Origin of the sequence: Kitasatospora sp. NPDC092039, from assembly GCF_044756065.1 — a bacterium.
Classification (GTDB): Bacteria; Actinomycetota; Actinomycetes; order Streptomycetales; family Streptomycetaceae; genus Kitasatospora.
The window spans coordinates 20,788-41,340 of record NZ_JBIVSD010000028.1 but is presented as its reverse complement, the minus strand read 5'-3'; the positions used below and the strand labels follow the sequence as shown (position 1 = coordinate 41,340).

The following is a 20,553-nucleotide window of genomic DNA, read 5'->3' as shown; positions in this document are numbered from 1 at the left end:
GGCGCTGTGGGTCGCCTTTGGCGGGCGGGCGGGCGTGCCGCCCGGGCTCAGGGGCGCTCCTTGCCCTCCCAGGTGAAGGCCGCCGGGCCCTCGCACTCCAGCGCGTGGCGCAGCCGCTCGTGCTCGCTTTCGATCATCGGCGGCAGCTCGTCCAGCCCGAACCAGCCGACCTCCAGCGACTCGTCGTCGTTCACCCGCGCCTCGCCGCCGACCGCGCGGCAGCGGAAGGTCAGCACCAGGTACTGCGTCACATCGCCGTTCGGGTAGGTGACCTGGGGCGAGACCGTGGCGGAGGCGAGCAGCTCGGGCACGACCACCACCCCGGTCTCCTCCTCGCACTCGCGCACCACGCCGTCGGCGGGCTGCTCGCCGGGATCGAGGATGCCGCCGATCGTCGCCCACCGGCCGTCGTCCGCCCGGCGGGCGAGCAGTACCCGGTCGCGGTCGTCCAGCACGACGGCGACGACGGCGCTCAGCCAGAGCGGACGGGTTCCCACGAGGGCGCGGAGTTCGGCGAGGAAGGGGGGAATGGCCATGGGCCGCAGCCTATCGGGGCGGTTACGGGCCGCCGGTCCGGTGCGCGCGGCCGGTCCCGGGCCGCAGCAGCGCGAGCACGGTGAGCCCGAGGATGTGCAGGTCGAGCCGGAGCGAGCGGTGCTCGAGGTACCAGAGGTCGAGCTCGGCCCACTCGGGCCGGCTGAGCGGGCGGGGCGTCCGGCCGCGGCTCACGGCGTGCAGCTGGGCCCAGCCGGTGAGGCCGGGCCGTACGGCCAGCCGAGCGCGTTCGCGGCGGGTGTAGCGCACCACGTGGGCGGGGCTGGCCGGCCTGGGTCCGATCACGCCCATCTCGCCGCGTGCCACGTTCCACAGCCGCGGCAGCTCGTCCAGGCCGGTGCGGCGCAGCAGGGCGGCGAGCCGGCCGTCCCCGTCGGCCCGGAAGCGGAGGATCTGGAACTCGCGGCCGTGCCGGCCGGTCCGGGTCTGCCGCTGGAGGACCGGGCCGCCGGTGGTGCAGCGGAGCAGGACGGCGATCAGCAGGGCCAGCGGCAGCGCGACTATCGCGGCCAGGGCGACGACGGCGAGGTCGCCGGCCCGCCTCATGAGGCGGCCACGGCACGATCCGGTCTACCGCCCATCGCTCCTCCTCCCCGGCGCTTCGAGCCGGAAGAACGCATTCACAGTAGAGGCGGGATGGAGTCTTCGTCCGGGAATGGTGAAAGAAGCGGGGCCGAGATTGTCAGACTGGACGATATTCAGTCGATCTGACCAATTTCACTCGACCGACGTTTCGGAATACCGAAGGGCGATCGACGCAACGGGTGGGGGCGCCGTCCGGGCGTAAGCCGGTCCGCCGTACGGCTCGGCCCCCCCGGCACACCGGCCGGGGTGCCGTCAGAGCGCGGCGCGACGCCGGTCGCGGAACACGCCGAAGGCGATCCGGCCGAGCAGCAGGACGCCGGCGGCCAGGCAGCCGGCCACCGCCATCGCCCACGCGGGCCCGTCACTGTCCGGAACGAACACGGCAACAACGATGCCGAGCGCCAGGCAGGCCAGGCCCACCACGGCCAGCGGGAGCTGGTGGGTGACCAGGGCTCCGCCACTGCACGCACGAGCCATCCGGGAGGCCCCGTGGAGGTGGAAGGGGTCACGGTCCGCATCTGCCATGAGCCCAAGGTACCCCGGGGCGGCGCGGGGGGCAGCCCGCAGTGAGTGAAGGTTCGAACACGCTGCGCAACCGGCGAATCCGGGCTGGTCAGGGGCACGCGGGGGCCGCTCCGAGGTGTGTCCGAGACGTCCGCACGGGCTTTCCGGCTCCACAATCAGTCCACGAAAAATCCTCGTCCCCCCGGTACAACCATCCGTCCGGTGCAGCGGTCTCAATGGCATTGAGTGATCCAGGAGCCGTTCGAGGGACGGGTGTGAACCCCCCACCGAGAACAGGAATATCCAGGAGCGGAGCCGCCGCCCCTGGAGTCGGAGGCCGGGCTCCGTCCTCCGGCGGTACCGCCACGCCGCTCGGCGAACGAGGGGGAACCGTGCCGCAGTCCCAGTCCAGTACATCGATCTCCACGGCCCGCGCGCGGCCGACACCCGGCGTGCGCCCGCTGCCTCCGCCCGCCGGGTGGCCGACGGGCCGGCGCAACGTCGGCCGGTCCGTCGACCGCCTGCACACCGACCGTCTGCACGCCGATCGTCAGCGCGGTGAGCGCCTGCTCGGCGAGCGCGTGGACGAACTCCTTCACGACGAGCGCCGTCACGATGAGCGCCGTCACGATGAGCGCCGTCACGACGATCTCCTCTATGACGGCCACCGACACGGCGAGCACGGGCAGGGCGAGCACCACGGTGCGCACCGGGACGGCGGGGGCCGTCACCGGGCGGTCGTCGACACGGAACAGCAGGACGCTCGGGGCGAATGGCTGCGGTTCGCCCCCGTCCAGCCGCTGTTCCGGGCCCTGGCCGCCCAGCGGCTCGCGGTGCTCGCCTACCACGGGGTGACCGACCACCGTTCCTTCGGCGCCCAGCTCGACCGGCTCCAACGGCTCGCCACGCCCGTCTCGCTCGACGCGGTCCTCCAGGCCGTGGCCGAGCGGCGGCCGCTACCGCCCCGGAGTGTCCTGGTCACCTTCGACGACGCCGACCGGAGCGTGCTCACCCACGCCCTGCCGGCCCTCGACGCCCGGGGCATCCCGGCCACCGCGTTCGTCATCTCGGAGCTCATCGGCACCGAGCGGCCATTCTGGTGGCACGAGGCCGACTTCCTCGCCCGGCACGGGGGCCGGGCCCGGTCGCTCGACTGCGGACACCCGTCCCAGCTGCTCCGACGGCTCAAGGCCATGCCCGACCCGGACCGTCGGCGCAGTCTGCACGAGCTGCGGGTCAGCGCCGACCGCCGGCCGCCCCGCCAGGAACAGCTGACGCCGGCCGACCTGCTCGCGCTGCGGGACGGGGGCGTCGCCATCGGCAACCACACCCAGGGGCACCCGTGCCTGGGGCGCTGCGACGACGACACCGTGCGCACCGAGATCACCGGCGCCCACGAGGCGCTCACCCGCTGGCTGGGCGAACCGCCGATCGCCTTCGCCTACCCGGACGGCGGCCACGACGTCCGTGCCGAAACCGTCCTGCAGGAGCTCGGCTACCGTCTCGGCTTCCTCTCCGACCACCGGCTGGGCCCCCGACTCCCCTCCCATCCCCTCCAGATCAGCCGCCTCCAGGTCGACTCCACCACCAGCACCCGCCGCTTCGACACCATCCTCTCCGGCCTCGAACCCGCCTACCGCCGCTGGCGCCGCCAAGCCGTCGCCTAGCCGGAACCCGATTCCGCACCAAAAGTCGGCCAGGCCGACTTTTGGTGCGGCCACGGTTCGAGCCACCAGATCGCCTTCTCCCACGCCCGTCCAGATCATTTCGAGCGCCAGAAATTATGAGCACTCACACCCTCCAGCTCCCCTGCATCTACGCGAGTAGATAGATCCCTACCCCGGGCACCGCTACGCAGAACACCACGACAAAAGCCCCAATCCCCCACGCGCCCCCCTGCATGAGAAGTCGACCCGGCCGACTTCCTAGGCCGCCAAGCGACCAGAAGCCCCCACTCGGCTATCCCTCTACGCGAGTAGATACTGCCGCGCCGGCCCCTCGGTGCGGCAAGGAGCACTCCCACCGCATCAGAAGTCGGCCAGGCCGAGCCGATCGCCGCCCTGTACCCCCGCCGGAGGGGCACGAGAAGTCGGCCAGGTCGACTTCCTATGCACCCGAACCGACCAGAAGCCCTCACTCGACCTGCCTCTATACGCGTAGATGCCGCCGCACCGGCCATCCAGCGCGGGTAAGAGCACTTCCTGCCGCACCAAAAGTCGGCCAGGGCAACTTCCTGCGCACCCCTGACAGAGAATGCCGCGCCGGCCAACGTGCCGCCACGCCGCCCCACGCCAGAACCGGAACCTCCACGCGGCCCCCTGCACGAGAAGTCGGCCAGGCCGACTTCCTGCGCACCCAGCCGAACCAGAAGCCCCACTCGGCCGGGGGTTCTACGCGGGTAGACACTGGAGCGCCAGCCACTCGGCACGGGAAGGAGCCTTCCTGCCGCACCAAAAGTCGGCCGATCCGACTTCTCGTGCGCCCACCGAGCCCGACGAGAACGTTCGACAACCAGGAGTCCGCGGTGGCGGAAGCTGCTGACGCGGCACAGGAAGTCGACTGGGCCTGCCTCCCATTACCCCAGGGCAAGAGGAGTCTTCGCGGCGTAGAGCCATGCGTCGATAGGAACAGTGAGCGCAGGCGGATGACCGCATGAGAAGTCGGCCAGGCCGACTTCTCGTGTGCCACACGCCGGGTGGCGACCGGTAAGCGGCCTCAAGGGTCAGGGCAGCCCGTCCACAGCGATGGCATTCGGGGCATGCACGAGAAGTCGGCCTGGTCGACTTCTCGTGCGCCACCTCCACCCAAGACTGGGCAGCAGCAGCTATCAAGGGTGGTCTATGCGCGTAGACACTGAATGTCTGGCCGGTCGCCGTGGTGGGCTGGCTTCTCGGGGGGGCGCGCACAGGAAGTCGGCCGGGCCGACTTCCTGTGCGCGCAGGGTTGGCTCGACTGGCACGACCGCCACGGTGCCATGCGCGCAGCTGGGGCAGGGGGACGCGCCGGAAGTCGGCTGGGTCGACTTTCTGGTCAGGCGATGAGGGTGGCGAGGGTGGTGCCCTGGGGGTAGAGGGCGGCGGCCCGGGGAAGGGTGGCGGGGGCGCCGGCGTGGAGGACGGTGAGGGTTCCGGTGCCGGTGCGGGTGGGGTCGGCGACGCGGCGGAGGGCCTGGGCGGCGACGGCGTCGGCGGAGCCGAGCAGGGTGAGCGCCGGGGAGGCGGTCGGGGCGACGGCGGCGCGGATGCGGTCGTCGACGAGCTCGTAGTGGGTGCAGCCGAGCACGATGACGTCGGTGCCGGCCGGCGTCCGCGCGGCGGCGTCGGCGATGGCGGCCGTGATGGCCGCGTCGTCGCCGTGCTCGACCGCGTCGGCGAGGCCCGGGCAGGCGACCTCGGTGACGTCCGCCGAGCCGCCGAAGTCGCGGATCAGTCCGCGCTGGTAGGCGCTGCCGGTGGTGGCCGGGGTGGCCCAGATGGCGACCCGGCCGCCCCGGGCGGCGGCGGGCTTGATCGCCGGGACGGTGCCGATCACCGGCAGCCCGGGCTCCAGCTCGGCCCGCAGGGCGGCGAGCGCGTGGACGGAGGCCGTGTTGCAGGCGATCACCAGCGCGTCGGGCTCGAGCGCGGCGGCGGCCCGGCAGCAGCCGAGGGCCAGCTCGGTGACCTCTTCCGGCGTACGCGGCCCCCACGGCATCGAGGCCGGGTTGGAAGAGAGCACCAGGTCCACGTCCGGGCGCAGCTTCCGAAGGGCGGCGGCGGCGGCCAGCAGGCCGATTCCGGAGTCCATCAGTGCGATCTTCACGGGTCAAGACTTTAGTCGATCCGCCCACCCGGCCCGGTTCTGCGGCAGACTGCCGACGTGACCGTCCTGCTGTGGATCGCCGCGTTCTCCCTGCTGGTCTGGCTCTGGCTGGCGTGCTGCCACGGCTCGTTCTGGCGCACCGACGTACGGCTGCCGCCGCGTCGCCCGCCGGTTCGCTGGCCGCGGGCGGCGATCGTGGTGCCGGCCCGGGACGAGGCGTCGGTGCTCCCGGTGAGCCTGCCGACGCTGCTCGCGCAGAAGTACCCGGGGCAGGCCCGGGTGATCCTGGTGGACGACCACAGTTCGGACGGCACCGGGGCGCTGGCGGCCGAGCTGCGGACGACCGACGGACTGGAGCTGACCGTCACCACCCCTCCCCCGCTGCCGCCGGGCTGGACCGGCAAGCTGTGGGCACTGCGGCACGGCGTGGCCCTGGCCGGTCCGGACGTCGAGTACCTGCTGCTGACGGACGCCGACATCGCGCACGGCCCGGACTCGCTGGCCGAGCTGGTGGCCGCCGCCGAGAGCAACGGGCTGGACCTCGTGTCGCAGATGGCCCGGCTGCGGGTGGCGACCGGTTGGGAGCGGCTGATCGTGCCGGCCTTCGTGTACTTCTTCGCCCAGCTGTACCCGTTCCGCCGGAGCAACCGTCCGGGTGCCCGGACGGCGGCCGCGGCCGGCGGCTGCTCGCTGGTGCGGCGCGAGGCGCTGGAGCGGGCGGGCGGGGTGGCGGCGATCCGCGGCGCGGTGATCGACGACGTCTCGCTGGCCCGGGCGGTGAAGTCCACCGGCGGCCGGACCTGGCTGGGCCTGGCCGGCGAGGTGGACAGCGTGCGTCCGTATCCGCGGCTGGAGCAGCTGTGGCGGATGGTGTCGCGCAGCGCGTACGCCCAGCTCAGGCACTCGCCGCCGCTGCTGCTCGGGACGGTGCTGGGGCTGGCGCTGGTGTACCTGGTGCCGCCGGTGGCGGCGGTGGCCGGGCTGGTGGCGGGGGTACCGGCGGTGGCGGCCGCGGGCGGGGCGGCGTGGGCGGTGATGGCGGGCACGTACCTGCCGATGGTCCGCTACTACGGGCAGCCGCCGGCGGCCGTCCTGCTGCTGCCGTTCACCGCGGGGATGTACCTGCTGATGACGGTCGACTCGGCGGTGCAGCACTGGCGCGGCCGGGGCGCGGCGTGGAAGGGCCGGACGTACTCCGGGGCCTGAGAAATTCCCTGCGCGGCGGTGCGGCCCGATCCATACTGCTCGGATGGACCGTCAGCAGATCTCCCGCCTCGCCCATGCCCACCACCCGATCGCGGCCCCGCTGACGGACGAGTCGGTGGCCCGGATCCTGGCCCGCGCCACGGCCGGGACGGAGCGGGGCCGGGCGCTGGACCTCGGCTGCGGTGAGGGCGCATGGCTGCTCCGGGCCCTGGCGGCCAACCCGGGCTGGCAGGCGGTCGGCGTGGACCTGGACGCGGCGGCGCTGACCAAGGCCCGGGAGGCGGCGACGGCACTCGGTGTGGACCGCCGGATCGGTCTGCACCACCTGGACGCACGCGAGTTCACCGCGAGCGAGCCCTTCGACCTGGTGCTGTGCGTCGGCGCCACCCACGCCTTCGGCGGTCTGCTGCCGACGCTGGCCGCGGCCCGCGGACTCCTGGCCCCGGGTGGCCGGTTGCTGGTCGGCGACGGTTTCTGGCAGCGCGAGCCCTCGCAGGCGGCGCTGGACGGGCTGGGCGGGGCGGCGCGGGAGGACTACGCGGATCTGGCGACGACCACCGACCGGGTCCAGGCGGACGGCTGGACGCCCGTGTTCGGGTACGTCAGCAGTGAACAGGAGTGGGACGACTACGAGTTCTCCTGGACCGGCTCGCTGGCGGAATGGGCGCTGGAGCACCCGGACCACCCGGACGCGGCGGCCGCCCGGGAGGCCGCGGACCGGCACCGCGCCGAGTGGCTGCGCGGCTACCGGGGGACGTTCGGCTTCGTCACGTACCTGCTGCGCCGGGACTGACGGCCGGACCGGATGACCTCTCCCGGGCGATCGGCTACTTACCGGCCCGGGCGAGGAAGTCGTCGATCAGCGGCACGATCTCGGCCAGCTTCTCCTCCAGCGCGAAGTGCCCGGTGTCGAACAGGTGCAGCTCGGCCCCGGGCAGGTCGCGCAGGTAGGCACGGGCGCCGGCCGCGGTGAAGAACGGGTCGTGCACTCCCCAGAGCACCAGCGCGGGCGGCTGGTTGGCGCGCAACCAGGCCTGCCAGTCGGGATACAGCTCCACGTTGGAGAAGTAGTCGAGGGCGAGTTCGACCTGGATGTCCTTGCGGCCGGGCAGGTCGAGGAAGTGCTGGTCGAGCGTCCAGCCGTCGGGGGCCACCAGGCTCGGGTCGCCGGTTCCGCCCTCGTACTGGGCGCGGGTGACGTCCAGCGTGAGGATCGAGCGGGCGGCCTGCTCGGCGCCGGGCACGCCACGCCGGTTGGCGATGAACTCCCGCGCCTGGTCGGACAGCCCCTCCTCGTAGGCGTTGCCGTTCTGGACCACCAGCCCGGTGATCCACTCCGGGTGCCGGGTGGCCAGGCGCAGGCCGACGGGGGCGCCGAAGTCGAAGACGTACAGCGCGAAGCGGTCCAGTCCGAGGATGAGGCAGAAGCCTTCGACCACGTCGGCGAGGGTCTCGAAGCGGTACGTGAAGGCGTCGGGCGCGGGGCTGTCGCTGTGGCCGAACCCGGGGTAGTCGGGGGCTATCAGGCGGTACCGGGTGCCGAGCGCGTCGAGCAGCCGGGCGTACTGGTGGGAGGCGGACGGGAAGCCGTGCAGCAGCAGGAGCGCGGGGGCGTCGGCCGGGCCGGTTTCGCGGTAGAAGACGCGCAGGCCGTCGACGTCGACGTGGCGGTGGTGGACGTGCGGGATCGTCAGCTCGCTCATGCTAACCATTAAACAGCGTTTTACTGGTTAGGCAAGGGCATCGGCCGAACAAAAGGGCTGCGCGGCACGGCACATGAGCGAGCTGACCCGTTGTCACCGCGAGGTCGGCGAGGTCCGCGCGCGCCGCGAGCTGCGCCGCGCGGTCCGCGCGCGGGCTCAGTGGTTCTTCGCCTGCTCCTGCTGCACCAGGTGGTCGAGCACCTCGGGCATCGCCTCGACCCCGCCGGCCTGGGTCGGCGAGGTGCGGTACTCGCCCTGGACGATGACCGTCGGCAGTTCGTTGATGCCGTAGCGGGTGAAGGCGGCGGCGGCGTCCTCGACCGACTGGGTCACCGCGGCGGAGCGGTACGTCCGGCCGAACGTCCGGGGGTCGACGCCGTGGCGCGCGGCCCAGTTGGTCGCGGTGGCCTCGGTGGTGAGGTCGAGCCTCTCGTTGTGCACGGCGCGGAAGACGTCGACCTGGAGTCGGTCGACCAGTCCGAGGCGCTCCAGCGTGTAGTACATCCGGGCGTGGCCGCGCTGTACGGCCTCCTCCCGGCTGCCCGGCCAGATGGCCGGGACGCGGTGCAGCGCGACATCGGCGTGGTGCTTCTCCGCCCAGGCCCGCAGGGGCTGTTCGAGCGCCTGGGAGTGGCCGCAGTCGTACCAGAAGAACTCGACCGCCTCGGTCCGGGCGCTCTCGCGGACCGGTTGGGGGTGATCGAGCTGGACGAACTTGGAGACGTCCGAGGGGACTTGGTGGGTCATGGCGCCGGCCGGGACGGGGGACGCGGCGATCCCGACGGTGACGGCGAGCAGGACGGTGGACCGCAGGAGAGACTTCGAGTTCACACCGGGCAGTGTGCTGGCGACGGTTCGTTACCGACTGGTTGCTGCGGCACGCCCGGGCCGGATTCGCCCGAACGGCGCAACCGGCCGCGCCCGTGGACGAGTCGGACCACCCAGGCGGCCCTGCGTGGTCAGCCGGCGCTCTCGGTGCCCGCCGTCCACACCTCGGTGACCAGTCGCTGCCAGGCGTCCACGACGGCGCCCAGCTCGAAGTGCTCCAGCGCGTGCGCCCGGGCCGCCGCGCCGAGGCCCGCCCGGTTGACCGCGAGCACCTTGCCCAGCGCCTCCGCGAGGGCGAGCGGGTCCCCGGGGGCGACCAGCGCGCCGGTGGCGCCGTCCCGGACCACCTCGCGCACCCAGCCGACGTCGGTCGCCACGGCGGGGACCCCGGCCAGCGCCGCCTCGATCAACGCGCCGGGCACACCCTCGCTGTCGCTGGTCAGCAGCAGTGCGTCGGCGGCCCGGTAGAGCGGGGCCGGGTCGGGCAGCGGGCCGAGGAAGTGGGCCCGGGCGGCGGCCGGGTGGCGGGCCAGCGTCTCGCGCAGCGGCCCGTCCCCGGCGACGGCCAGCCGGACGTCGGGCAGCCGGTCGAGTACGTCGAGGGCGAGGTCGAGCCGCTTCTCCGGCGCTATCGCCCCGATCCAGGCGACCAGCAGCACGTCGGCCGGCAGGCCCAGCGCGTGCCGCGCGGCACGCCGGTCGTCCCGGCCGTCGGCGGGCGGATAGCTCTCGGCGGCACGGGAGTTGGGGATCACGTGGACCTTGCCGTCGGGCAGCCGGAACTGCTCCTCCAGGACGACGCGCGCCTCGTCGGTGAGGGTGGTGACGGCGGCCGCGCGGTGCATCAGCGCGCCGCCGCGGACCCGGCGCAACCGGTTGGCGGTCCAGTAGCGCGGGTGGCCGACCGAGACGTAGACGAAGGGCGTACCGGTGCCGGCCAGGGCGAGGGCGCAGGCGGCCAGGGTGTCCGAGCCGTGGGCGAGCACCACGTCGGCGGTGCGCGCGGCGGAGCGCAGCGCCCGCAGGGTACTCGGGTGCAGCCGGCCGGGGCCCAGCACGGCGGCGGAGCGCAGCGCGGAGGCGGCCGAGCAGTCGGCCGGGGTCCGGCGCGCGGCGCCGGAGTCCGGGCCCGGGGACTCCGCGCCTGCGGAGCGCGGGCCCGCCGGATCCTGGCCCACCGGATCCTGGCCCGGGGAATCCAGGCCCACGCGATCCGGGCCGGTGAGGCCCGGACCCGCCCCGGCGGGGCCGGACCGGAGCGCCGGATGCGGGGCGAGGGCGCACAGCGCGGAGGACTGCCCCCGGCGGCCCAGTTCCCGGTGGAGGTCACGGGCGAAGTTCTGTGCTCCGCCACGGCGTGAGTCGCTGATCAGCTGCAGGACACGCGGACGGTTTCCGGCCGGATCGGCCGACAAATGGTCGGGCATGGACCGACCTTGGCACAGTGCTCCGCCCGGTACATCCCCTTCGCGCAACCTGATGGTGGCCCATCCGCCCGCACGTGTACACCGGGTGTGCGCCACGGGGCCGCCGTCGTGCGCCGGATGCGACCGTCGCGCGCCCCGTCTCGCCCCCCGCCGCGCTCCGGTTCACCCCGTCGCGCCGGGTCGGCGCCGCCCGGATCCGGCGCATGCCGCTGTCAAGTGCCCTGTCAAACCGTCGAGTCGGGTCGCCTGTTCGACCGCCGAAAGGCCGGTACGCGGAGCGCCCCCGCCACGCCCGGCCGCCGGGTGCCGGGGCCCGCGCCGGTTACCCGTGCGGGTGAACGCGGTTGGACCTCGGCCCCGGCCGCTCGGCAGGATGTCCGGCCGGGGCGGCACCCGCCGTGCCGCCCCATCTCCCCCTCCCCCGTACGGATTTGGAGTCACCCGGTGTTCAAGGGATTCCGCAGCTTCCTGCTGCGCGGAAACGTGGTGGACCTCGCGGTCGGCATCGTGATCGGCGCGGCCTTCACCGCCGTCGTCACCGGGTTCGTCACCGCCTTCCTCACCCCGCTGGTCGGTGTCGCGTCCGGTGCCGTCGGCGACTTCACCCAGAAGACCTTCGACGTGGCCGGCACCCGGTTCCCGTACGGCGTCTTCGTCAACGCGGTCATCGGCTTCGTGCTGACCGCCGCCGTCATCTACTTCGCCGTGGTGCTGCCGGTCGGCAAGCTCCAGTCCCGCTTCGAATCGGCCAAGCCCGCGCCGGCCGCGAAGGCGGACTGCCCGGAGTGCCTGAGCTCGATCCCGGCCGCCGCGACCCGCTGCTCCTTCTGCACCTCCGAGATCGGCAAGCCGGACCTGCCCGCGCAGGCCCAGGCGCTGCAGTCGCACTGACCGCCGGCACCGGGTCGACACCGGGCCGACGGCGCAGGTCACAGGCCTGAACCGAACGCCCGGAGGACTGACGGGAATTTTATTCCCGAAACATTCACGAGCCTCCGTCGCCTCCCCGACGGGGGCTCGAATGCGCCGGCGCACGCCCGTCCGGAAAAAGTTTCTCCGCAGGGCCCCCGACCGTCCACCGGCCGGACACCACAAGGCCTTCCGGAGGCTCCGTCCGGCTGCTGTTCGATCACTGACGGAGCGCCAAGGTTGTCCGGAACCGGACGCCGGAATGTCCGTCTTTACGACTTTCGAAACCTTTGTGCGAGCGAAGACTGTGTAAACACTCGAACTGCTCCCCCTCCCGCTCTCCTCAGCAGGCGCGTTGTGGGCTTACCGTATGCCCCATGACCTCGCCCCGCTCCTACGACGGAGTCGGCTACCCCTCTCCGTCCTTCTCCTCCGGCACGCCGATTTACGACAGCCTCGTGGCTGAGCGCGGCGTCCCCCAGATCGCACCCATCAACGTGCCGGCCGCCCTGCCGCCGGCACTGTCGTCCGGTTACGGATCCGGCCTCGGCCAGTCCTACGAGAACCGCTACGGCAACGGGTACGAGAGTGCAGGCAGCAACCTCCCCGCGCTGCCGCCCGCCCGCCTCGCCCTGGGCCCCGGCCCGAGCAGCGGTCCGTCCGCCGGCCCCGCCACGGCGTACATCCCCGCGCAGCCCGCGCCGGCGTACGCCGCCCCCCAGCCTTCGGTCCCCGGCTACGGCGCCCCCCAGCCGTACCAGCGACCGCAGCCCGGCACCCCGGCCTTCACCCAGACCAACGGCGGCGGTTACCAGCCGTCCGGCGGTCAGAGCTTCGGCGGCCAGAACACCTTCATCGGCGCCCAGGGCGGCCCGCAGACCTTCGGCGCGCAGCCGGCCGGCGGCCCGGGCGGTTTCGGCCAGGGCCAGGCCACCGGGCCGCAGGGCTTCGGCGGCCAGCAGTCCTTCGGCGGTCCGACCGCCGCCGGCGGTCCGGGCTTCCAGGGCCAGGGCGGCGACCAGTCCTTCGGCGGCGCCCAGCTGCGCCCGGCCATGGCGCCGGTCGCACCGGTCCGCCCGATGCAGCCGCAGCGCCCGGGCCAGTACGGCGAACCCGGCCAGTTCCAGGGCGGTGGCTACCAGCAGCAGGGCCAGGGCTACTGACCCACCGACACCCCGAGGCCGCCCCCCACACGGCCCGCACCCGCACCACCTGAGCAGCACCCGGCGCCCCCCGTACGCCGGGCGAACGGAGAAACGGGTCATCCACGGACCGCCCGGTACGCCCCCCATGGCGTGCCGGGCGGTCCGTGCGCATCCGGGGGCCTGCTGATCGGCCGGAGGCGGCTGGCAGGATGGGGGGATGCAGCTCACCGGACTCCATGTCTACCCCGTCAAGTCGATGTACCGCCTGAGCCCGGAATCCGCAGTGGTCCAACCCTGGGGCCTGGCCGGAGACCGCCGCTGGATGCTCGCCGACACGACCGGCCGCTTCGTCAGCCAGCGGGAGAACTCAGCCCTCGGACAGGTCCGGGCCGGACTGCTCCCCGACGGCGCGCTCACCCTGACCGCCCCCGACGGCTCCCGGGTCGAGGTCCCCGCCCCCGCCGTCGCGGCCGGCGCCCCGCTCACCGAGGTCGAGGTCTGGGGCACCCGCTTCCACGCCGCGGAGGCCGCCGAGGAAGCCCACCGGTGGATCGCCGAACACCTCGGCGACTACCGCCTGGTGCACCTGGACGACCCGCGCGCCCGGCCGGTCGACCCCGACTTCAGCGAGCCAGGCGACTCCGTCTCGATGGCCGACGCCTATCCGCTGCTGCTCACCACCACCGCCTCGTTGGACCGGCTCAACGAGCTGATCACCGCCGAGGATCCGGAGGACCACGAGACCCTGCCGATGGAGCGCTTCCGCCCGAGCGTGGTGATCGGCGGCGCCGAGCCGTGGGCCGAGGACACCTGGCGCCGGATCCGGATCGGTTCGGTCACCTTCAAGGTCGTCAAGCCCTGCGGCCGCTGCGTGATCACCACGCTCGACCCGGAGACCGGCGAGCGGCGCGGCAAGGAGCCGCTGCGCACCCTGGCCCGGCACCACCGGCTGCTGCGCAAGGCCGCGTTCGGGCAGAACCTGATCCCCGAGCGGCCGGTCGGCGTCGAGGGCGACGCGCTCGGCACGCTGCGGCTGGGCGACGAGGTCGAGGTGTTGGAGGACGGGGCGCACTGGCCCGCCGACGGGCACTGATCACTCGGGGCGGGAGGTGGGGGTACCGCTCGTACCACCTCCCGCGCCGCCGGACAGCGGGGCGCACCGGCGCGCGCGGAGCCGCGCTCATCGCGTCCCGGGCTCTGGAACCGGCGCGTCCCGCACGGAACCCCCGCTGTGCGCGCTCGTTGAAACAAGTGGTCGGAACCTGTGGCGGCGCTGAGCGCTACCGGTGTCCGCGCGACCGCGGGCGGCCGGACCACCCACGTGGGCGCGCTACGGTGGGCGGACGGCCCGCGCACCCCCGCGCGTTCGGCCCGATGATCGCCGGCTCGACGAAGGTGGGGACGACAGACCGTCATGGCTGAGCACAGGGTCCGGGTCACCCAGGACAGCGCATCCCGCTGGCGTCGCCGCGCGGGCGAGTACGACACGCTCGCGGAGGCCCTGGCCGCCGCCGAACCGGGCGACACCGTGACCGTGCGGCCGGGCACCTTCCGGGAGAACGTGCTGCTGGACAAGCCGGTGACGATCGTCCCGGCCCAGGGCCCGGGGACGGTCCGGATCGACCCGCCCTCCGGGGTGGCGCTCACCGTGACCGCCGCCGCGACCGTACGCGACCTGGTGGTCGAGGGCGGCGACAGCTCCACCCCGGCCGTACTGATCACCGGGTCGGAGGCGGCCCCCGCCTTCAGCGGCTGCCGGATCGAGACCCGCTCGGCCACCGGTATCGAGGTCACCGGCGGCGCCCGGCCGACCCTGCGCGGCTGCGTGGTCACCAACCCGGGCGGGCTCGGCCTGCGGCTGCGCGGCACGGACACCGCCGCCGCCTTCGAGGACTGCGAGGTCGCCGCCGCCGGACAGGCCGGGCTGGCCGTCCTCGGCGGCGCCACCGCGGCCCTGGACCGCTGCCGCGTCCACCACGCGTCCGGCGCCGGCGTCCTGCTCTCCGACCCGGGCAGCGCGGCCGAACTGACCGGCTGTGAGATCTACGAGATCCGCGGCAGCGGAGTGCAGGCCGAGGCGCACGCGGGCGGGCGGCTGGTCGACTGCGACATCCACCGGGTCACCGGCAACGGGCTGACCCTGGACGGCGAGGCGGAGCTGGTGCTCACCGGCTGCCGGGTGCACGACCTGCCCGAGAACGGCGCCGACCTGCGCGGACGCGCCCGGTTGAGCCTCGTGCACAGCACCGTCCGGGACTTCGGGCGCGGGGCGCTGTCGGTCTGGGACCAGGGCACCGAGGCCGTCGCCGAGTCCTGCCAGATCCACGGCTCGACCGGCGAGTACCCGGCGCTGTGGGTCAGCGACGGCGCCCGGCTGACCCTCACCGACTGCTCGCTGCACGACCTGCCGGACGCCCTGTTCGTCCTCGACCGGGACTCCGCCGCCACCGCCGAGGGCTGCTCGTTCAGCCGGATCCGCAGCTCGGCGGTCTCGGTCAGCGGCGGCGCCACCGTCTCCCTCGCCTCCTGCCGGGTGCAGGAGGCGGGCACCGGGCTCTGGTTCCGCGACCACGGCAGCGGCGGGCTGCTCACCGACTGCGAGATCTCCGACGTGGCCACCGGCGTGATCGTCACCAAGGGCGCCGACCCGGTGCTGCGCGACTGCACCGTACGGGCCAGCACCGACGCCGGGGTGTACGTCTCGGCGCAGGGGCGGGGCACCTTCGAGGACTGCCGGGTCTCCCAGGGCAAGGGCTTCGGCTTCCACATCATCGACGGCTGCCGGACCCAGCTCACCCGGTGCCGGGCCGAGCACAACCAGCGGGCGGGGTTCGAGTTCTCCGAGCCGGGGCCGGTCACGGAGGGGTGCGTCTCGGACGACGTCGCTGCCGCTCCGGTGCCGGCCGCCCCTCCCGGTGGCGGGGCGGGGCCGGGCCCCGGGTCGGGGCCGGCGTCCGGGCGGCACGGCGCGGGGCTGGGTCCGTCGTTCGGGTCCACCGACGTACCGGCGCCGCGGACGGCTCAACTGGCCCCTGCCGCCCAGGCGTTGGCGTCTTCCGTGGCGACGCCTTCGGCGGCGGCCTCCTCGGCGATCGCGCCGATCCCGGACTGCCGTCCGGCCGACGAGGCGCTCGCCGAGCTGGACTCCCTGGTCGGGCTGGCCACGGTGAAGCAGGAGGTGCGCACGCTGATCGACCTGATCTCGGTCGGCCGGCGCCGCCGCCAGGCCGGGCTCAAGGCGCCCTCGCTGCGCCGGCACCTGGTCTTCACCGGGGCACCGGGCACCGGGAAGACCACCGTCGCCCGGCTCTACGGCGAGATCCTCGCCTCGCTCGGGGTGCTCCAGCGCGGACACCTCGTCGAGGTGGCCCGGGTGGACCTGGTCGGCGAGCACATCGGCTCCACCGCGATCCGTACCGCGGCCGCCTTCGACCGGGCCCGCGGCGGGGTGCTCTTCATCGACGAGGCGTACGCGCTCGCACCCGAGGACGGGGCGCGGGACTTCGGACGCGAGGCGATCGACACCCTGGTCAAGCTGATGGAGGACCACCGGGACGAGGTGGTCGTCATCGTGGCGGGCTACACCGCCGAGATGGAGCGCTTCCTCTCCGCCAACCCCGGCGTCTCGTCCCGCTTCTCACGCACCATCGGGTTCCCCGACTACTCGGCGGACGAGCTGCTGGAGATCGCCCGGGCGCAGTGCGCCGAGCACGAGTACGCGCTCTCCGCGGACACCGAGCGGGCGCTGCTGGAACACTTCGGCGGGCTGGAGCGCGGGCCCAACTTCGGCAACGGGCGCACCGCGCGACAGGTCTTCGAGACCATGGTCGAGCGGCACGCGGTACGGATCGCCCACCTCGCGGACCCGTCCACGGAGGAGCTCCAGCTGCTCGTCCCGGCCGACCTGCCGCCGGTGCCGCTGCCGTAGGCCCGCCGGTGGCGCTGCCGTCGGCCCGCCGACCGGGGGACTCGCCCGCGGTGACGGGCCGTCGAGCCGGGGCGGGTGCACCGCGGACGGGCTCGGCGGGGGGTCGGGTCAGCCCGTCCAGGCACCGCCGGCCAGGAAGGACTCCAGCGCCGCGCGGTAGGGCGCGATGTCGATCCGCTCGCCCGCCAGCCAGTCGTCCGAGTAGTACTTGTCCAGGTAGCGGTCCCCCGGGTCGCAGATCAGGCCGACCACGCTGCCCGTCCGTCCGGCCTCCCGCATCTCGGCGACGATGCGCAGCGCGCTCCACAGGCCCGTGCCGGTGGAGGCGCCCGCCTTCTTGCCGAGCACCTGCTCCAGCACCCGCACCGCGGCGATCGACGCCGCGTCCGGCACCTTCATCATCCGGTCGACCGCCCCCGGGACGAAGCTCGGCTCCATCCGCGGGCGGCCGATGCCCTCGATCCGCGATCCGCTCTCGCAGACGGCCGCCGGGTCGTGGCGCACCCAGCCGTCGAAGAAGCAGGAGTTCTCCGGGTCCGCCACGCAGATCCGGGTGTCGTACTGCATGTAGTGGACGAACCGGGCGATGGTCGCCGAGGTGCCGCCGGTGCCGGCGGTGGCGACGATCCAGGCCGGCTCGGGGTGCGGCTCCAGGCGCAGTTGGGCGAAGACCGACTCGGCGATGTTGTTGTTGCCGCGCCAGTCGGTGGCCCGCTCGGCGTAGGTGAACTGGTCCATGTAGTGCCCGCCGGTCTCCTCGGCGAGCCGGGCGGAGGCTTCGTAGACCTCGTCCGAACGCTCGACCAGGTGGCACTCGCCGCCGTGGAACTGGATCAGGTCGATCTTGGCCTGGCTGGTGCTCTTGGCCATCACCGCGATGAACGGCACGCCGATCAGCTGGGCGAAGTAGGCCTCGGAGACGGCGGTGGAGCCGCTGGAGGCCTCGATCACCGGTTTGCCCGGCCGGATCCAGCCGTTGCAGAGCCCGTAGAGGAAGAGCGAGCGGGCCAGGCGGTGCTTGAGCGAGCCGGTCGGGTGGGTGGACTCGTCCTTGAGGTAGAGGTCGATCCCCCACTCCGCCGGCAGCGGGAAGCGGAGCAGGTGGGTGTCGGCGGAGCGGTTGGCGTCGGCCTGGACCTTGCGCACCGCCTCCTTGAGCCAGACGCGGTACTCCGGGTCGGAGCGGTCGACGTCGACGGTCGGCTCGATGCCGGGATGGGTGCTCATGGTCGCTGACTCCCTCGTGGTGGCCCCCGCTGCTCACTACGAGTGTATGAGAGTCACGATAAGTGACCGTTTCCGAAGCACCAGCTTCCGCTTATCGCCTCACGGCAGCACCGGCACCGACTGCGGGTCCGCCAGGTACGGCCCCCAGGCCAACTCGGCCGCGCCCGCGAGCGCGCCGTGCGCCAGCTCCGCGCCGACGATCGGCACCCGGCCGCTGCGCCCCCACAGGCTGCGCTCGGCGACCACCGACCGCAGCCGGTCGGGCGCGGCCTCCAGCAGGTGGAGGTGCAGCCCGCTGAGGACCACCCGGTCGGGGTTGAGGATGTTGGCGACGCCCGCCAGGCCGAGCCCGAGCCGGTCGATGACGTGCTCCACGGCGGCCCGTGCCCGGTCGTCCGTGGCGGCCGCCCGGCACAGCTCGCGCGCCTGGTCGAGCAGTGGGCGCTCCGGATCCGGGCTGAGCCCGGCGGCGGCGAACAGCGCGTCGGGGTCGGTCTCGGAGTTGAGGCAGCCCCGGTTGCCGCACATGCAGGGCCGGCCCTGCGGGTCGACGGTGAGGTGGCCGACCTCCAGGGCGAGGCCGGCGCTGCCGGTGTGCAGGTGGCCGTCGATGACCAGTGCGCCGCCGACGCCGCGGTGGCCGGAGGTGACGAAGAGCAGGTGTCGGGCGCCGCGGCCGGCGCCGTGCCGGTACTCGGCGAGCGCGGCCAGGTTGGCGTCGTTGGCGATCGCGGTGGGCAGCGGGCGCAGCGCGGTCGGGCCGTGGTCGGCGCGGCCGACCTCGACGTCGTACAGGTCGGCCACGGGGGTGCCGCTGGGCCAGGCGAAGTGCAGCGCGGCGAGGGCGGTGCCGTCCGGCTCGGTCACCGGGTTGGGCAGGGCGAGCGCGGCGCCGAGGCAGCGGCGGTCGGTCGCACGGGCGAGTTCGGCGCCGGCCACCGCGACGGCGCGCAGCATCCGGACCGGGTCGGTGGCGGCGGGCAGCGGCAGGTGGAGCGGCGGGTCGAGCAGTCCGCCGAGGCCGGCCAGGGTGACGCTCAGCCCGTCGGCGTGGATCTGGCCGGCGATCACGACCGGGCCCTGCGGGTCGATCGCGAGCCGGTGCGAGGGCCGGCCGCGACCGCCGCCGGCCGGGCGCGAGTCGACGGTGATCAGGCCGAGCGCCTCCAGCTCGGCGGTGACCGCGCCGGCGGTGGCCCGGGTGACGTCCAGCGCGCGGGTGAGCGCCGAGCGGGTCGGCGTCTGGCCGGTGTGGATCAGGGCGAGCGCGGGGCCGAGCAGCGTCCGGCCCCGGTCGGGAGCCGCGCGGCGGTGGCCGTCGCGCGGCGCGTCGGAGTCGTTCCCGGTACCGGGCCTCGGGCTTGATGGTGAGAGCTGCACGCCCCTATTGTGACTTTGTGCCGCTTCGAAACAAAATCGCTTCACGCACTCGCCCGGACCAGCCCTCACCCCAGTCTCGCAGCACACCCCCGGCAACCGACAGCCCCTGGGGTCCTGCACGTGTCGCCCTCACCGCGTTCTTCGCCGTCGACGGCTTCCTCTTCGCCGCCTGGGTCGTCCGCATCCCGGACATCCGCCGTCAGGTCGACGCCTCGCACAGCGCCCTCGGGCTCGCCCTGCTCTGCCTGTCCATCGGCGCCGTCCTCACCATGCCGGCGGTCGGCCGGCTCTGCCTGCGGTACGGCTCGCGCCCGGTGACCGTCGGCTCGCTCGCCCTGCTCAGCCTCGCCGTACTGCTGCCCGCGCACGCCCACTCGGTCACCGCGCTCGGCGGGGTGCTGCTGCTGTTCGGCGCGGGGTACGGCGGGGCCAACGTCGCGATGAACAGCGCCGCCGTCGACCTGGTCGCGCAACTGCGGCGGCCCGTGATGCCCAGCTTCCACGCCGGGTACAGCTTCGGCGGGCTGGCCGGCACCGGCGTCAGCGGCCTGCTCGCCGGCCCGCTGAGCACGGCGTGGGCGCTCGCGCTCAGCGGCGCGCTGGGCGCGGCGGTCACCGTCGGCGCGGGCGTCGTCCTGCTGCGCGGCCCGGCGGCGACGCCGGTCGCGCCCGGGCGGGCGGACGGGGCGGGCTCGGCGGGGCGTGCGGACGGGGCGGGCTCGGCGGCGGACGCGGGCTCGGCGGGCCACGACGACGGGGCGGGCTCGGCGGCGGACGCGGGCTCGGCCCGGACCCGCACCCGGCTGCTCGTCCTGCTGCTCGGCCTCACCGCGCTCTGCACCGCGTACGGCGAGGGCGCGATCGCCGACTGGACCACGCTCCACCTCACCGACGACGTCCATGCGAGCTCCGTGGTGGCCGCCACCGGGTACGGCGCGTACGCGTTCGCGATGGCCGGCGGGCGGGTCGGCGGCACCTGGCTGTCCATCAGGCTCGGCCAGACCCGGCTGATGCTGCTGGGCGGGCTGACGGCGGCGGTCGGCATGCTGGTCGCCGCCCTGGCGCCGGCGGTGCCGGTGGCGATCTGCGGGTTCGTGCTGGTCGGCCTCGGCCTGGCCAACCTCTTCCCGCTCGCCATCGCCCGGGCTGGCGCGGCCGGCGGGCCGCAGGGCGTCGCGTTCGCCTCCTCGCTCGGGTACGGCGGGATGCTGATCGGCCCGGTGGTGATCGGCTTCCTCGCCGACGCGGTCGGACTGCCGCTGGCCCTCACCACGGTCGCGCTGGCGGCCACGGTGGCGGCGCTGCTACCGCTGTCGGTCAGGCGCGGGGCGACGGGCGACGAATGACAGCGGACA

At 74.0% G+C, this 20,553-nt stretch carries 17 protein-coding genes; 8 read left to right on the top strand and 9 right to left on the bottom strand.

All coding sequences use genetic code 11. The features are described from left to right. Positions 1 to 47 precede the first annotated feature (47 nt). The 3 genes from ACIQI7_RS35650 to ACIQI7_RS35640 all read right to left on the bottom strand — a co-directional run bounded on the left by ACIQI7_RS35650 (position 48) and on the right by ACIQI7_RS35640 (position 1,665). Entirely contained in the window at positions 48 to 536 is a 489-nt protein-coding gene (locus ACIQI7_RS35650) for an NUDIX domain-containing protein (RefSeq protein ID WP_387759773.1), read from the bottom strand. A 22-nt stretch (positions 537 to 558) separates the two neighbouring features. Next, positions 559 to 1,101 (bottom strand): sugar transferase, encoded by a 543-nt coding sequence (locus ACIQI7_RS35645; RefSeq protein ID WP_401118154.1) that lies wholly within the window; start codon positions 1,099 to 1,101, stop codon positions 559 to 561. A 291-nt stretch (positions 1,102 to 1,392) separates the two neighbouring features. Next, positions 1,393 to 1,665, bottom strand: a complete 273-nt coding sequence (locus ACIQI7_RS35640; protein ID WP_387759770.1) for a hypothetical protein — start codon at positions 1,663 to 1,665, stop codon at positions 1,393 to 1,395. 431 nt (positions 1,666 to 2,096) lie between these two features. Between ACIQI7_RS35640 and ACIQI7_RS35635 the strand changes: the two genes are divergently transcribed. Continuing rightward, a complete protein-coding gene (locus ACIQI7_RS35635; RefSeq protein ID WP_401118152.1) occupies positions 2,097 to 3,311 on the top strand; it encodes a polysaccharide deacetylase family protein in 1,215 nt (404 codons plus the stop codon). A gap of 1,363 nt (positions 3,312 to 4,674) precedes the next feature. On the opposite strand, the gene ACIQI7_RS35630 is transcribed toward ACIQI7_RS35635, so the two are convergent. Next, positions 4,675 to 5,445 carry a glutamate racemase gene (locus ACIQI7_RS35630; RefSeq protein WP_401118150.1) on the bottom strand — a complete coding sequence of 257 codons (771 nt, stop codon included), beginning with the start codon at positions 5,443 to 5,445 and terminating at the stop codon, positions 4,675 to 4,677. 57 nt (positions 5,446 to 5,502) lie between these two features. Here ACIQI7_RS35630 and ACIQI7_RS35625 point away from each other — a divergent pair, with 57 nt between their 5' ends. Together ACIQI7_RS35625 and ACIQI7_RS35620 are read left to right on the top strand one after the other, a co-directional pair. Beyond that, positions 5,503 to 6,651 (top strand): glycosyltransferase, encoded by a 1,149-nt coding sequence (locus tag ACIQI7_RS35625; RefSeq protein WP_401118148.1) that lies wholly within the window; start codon positions 5,503 to 5,505, stop codon positions 6,649 to 6,651. 43 nt (positions 6,652 to 6,694) lie between these two features. After that, a complete protein-coding gene (locus ACIQI7_RS35620) occupies positions 6,695 to 7,444 on the top strand; it encodes an SAM-dependent methyltransferase (RefSeq protein WP_401118146.1) in 750 nt (249 codons plus the stop codon). Between the two features lie 34 nt (positions 7,445 to 7,478). On the opposite strand, the gene ACIQI7_RS35615 is transcribed toward ACIQI7_RS35620, so the two are convergent. The 3 genes from ACIQI7_RS35615 to ACIQI7_RS35605 all read right to left on the bottom strand — a co-directional run bounded on the left by ACIQI7_RS35615 (position 7,479) and on the right by ACIQI7_RS35605 (position 10,609). Further along, entirely contained in the window at positions 7,479 to 8,354 is an 876-nt protein-coding gene (locus ACIQI7_RS35615) for an alpha/beta fold hydrolase (protein ID WP_401118143.1), read from the bottom strand. Between the two features lie 156 nt (positions 8,355 to 8,510). Next, positions 8,511 to 9,185 carry a thiol:disulfide interchange protein DsbA/DsbL gene (locus ACIQI7_RS35610; RefSeq protein ID WP_401118141.1) on the bottom strand — a complete coding sequence of 225 codons (675 nt, stop codon included), beginning with the start codon at positions 9,183 to 9,185 and terminating at the stop codon, positions 8,511 to 8,513. Positions 9,186 to 9,313: 128 nt separating this feature from the next. Then, a complete protein-coding gene (locus tag ACIQI7_RS35605; protein WP_401118139.1) occupies positions 9,314 to 10,609 on the bottom strand; it encodes a glycosyltransferase family 4 protein in 1,296 nt (431 codons plus the stop codon). 444 nt (positions 10,610 to 11,053) lie between these two features. Between ACIQI7_RS35605 and mscL the strand changes: the two genes are divergently transcribed. The 4 genes from mscL to ACIQI7_RS35585 all read left to right on the top strand — a co-directional run bounded on the left by mscL (position 11,054) and on the right by ACIQI7_RS35585 (position 16,591). After that, positions 11,054 to 11,500, top strand: a complete 447-nt coding sequence (gene mscL / locus ACIQI7_RS35600) for a large conductance mechanosensitive channel protein MscL (protein ID WP_401118137.1) — start codon at positions 11,054 to 11,056, stop codon at positions 11,498 to 11,500. Positions 11,501 to 11,895: 395 nt separating this feature from the next. Next, positions 11,896 to 12,681: a DUF6643 family protein gene (locus ACIQI7_RS35595; protein WP_401118135.1), complete on the top strand. Its 786-nt coding sequence runs from the start codon at positions 11,896 to 11,898 to the stop codon at positions 12,679 to 12,681. 199 nt (positions 12,682 to 12,880) lie between these two features. Further along, positions 12,881 to 13,756 carry an MOSC domain-containing protein gene (locus ACIQI7_RS35590; protein WP_401118132.1) on the top strand — a complete coding sequence of 292 codons (876 nt, stop codon included), beginning with the start codon at positions 12,881 to 12,883 and terminating at the stop codon, positions 13,754 to 13,756. Between the two features lie 321 nt (positions 13,757 to 14,077). Then, entirely contained in the window at positions 14,078 to 16,591 is a 2,514-nt protein-coding gene (locus tag ACIQI7_RS35585) for a right-handed parallel beta-helix repeat-containing protein (RefSeq protein WP_401118129.1), read from the top strand. 108 nt (positions 16,592 to 16,699) lie between these two features. Here ACIQI7_RS35585 and ACIQI7_RS35580 read toward each other — a convergent pair whose 3' ends face one another. Together ACIQI7_RS35580 and ACIQI7_RS35575 are read right to left on the bottom strand one after the other, a co-directional pair. Further along, complete coding sequence (locus ACIQI7_RS35580; RefSeq protein ID WP_387759752.1) at positions 16,700 to 17,818, bottom strand: PLP-dependent cysteine synthase family protein; 1,119 nt, start codon at positions 17,816 to 17,818, stop codon at positions 16,700 to 16,702. Positions 17,819 to 17,917: 99 nt separating this feature from the next. Then, the gene (locus tag ACIQI7_RS35575; RefSeq protein WP_401118125.1) at positions 17,918 to 19,198 is read right to left on the bottom strand and encodes an ROK family protein; all 1,281 of its coding nucleotides are present in this window, start codon (positions 19,196 to 19,198) and stop codon (positions 17,918 to 17,920) included. Positions 19,199 to 19,215: 17 nt separating this feature from the next. Here ACIQI7_RS35575 and ACIQI7_RS35570 point away from each other — a divergent pair, with 17 nt between their 5' ends. Next, positions 19,216 to 20,544 carry an MFS transporter gene (locus ACIQI7_RS35570; RefSeq protein WP_401118123.1) on the top strand — a complete coding sequence of 443 codons (1,329 nt, stop codon included), beginning with the start codon at positions 19,216 to 19,218 and terminating at the stop codon, positions 20,542 to 20,544. Positions 20,545 to 20,553: the final 9 nt, after the last annotated feature.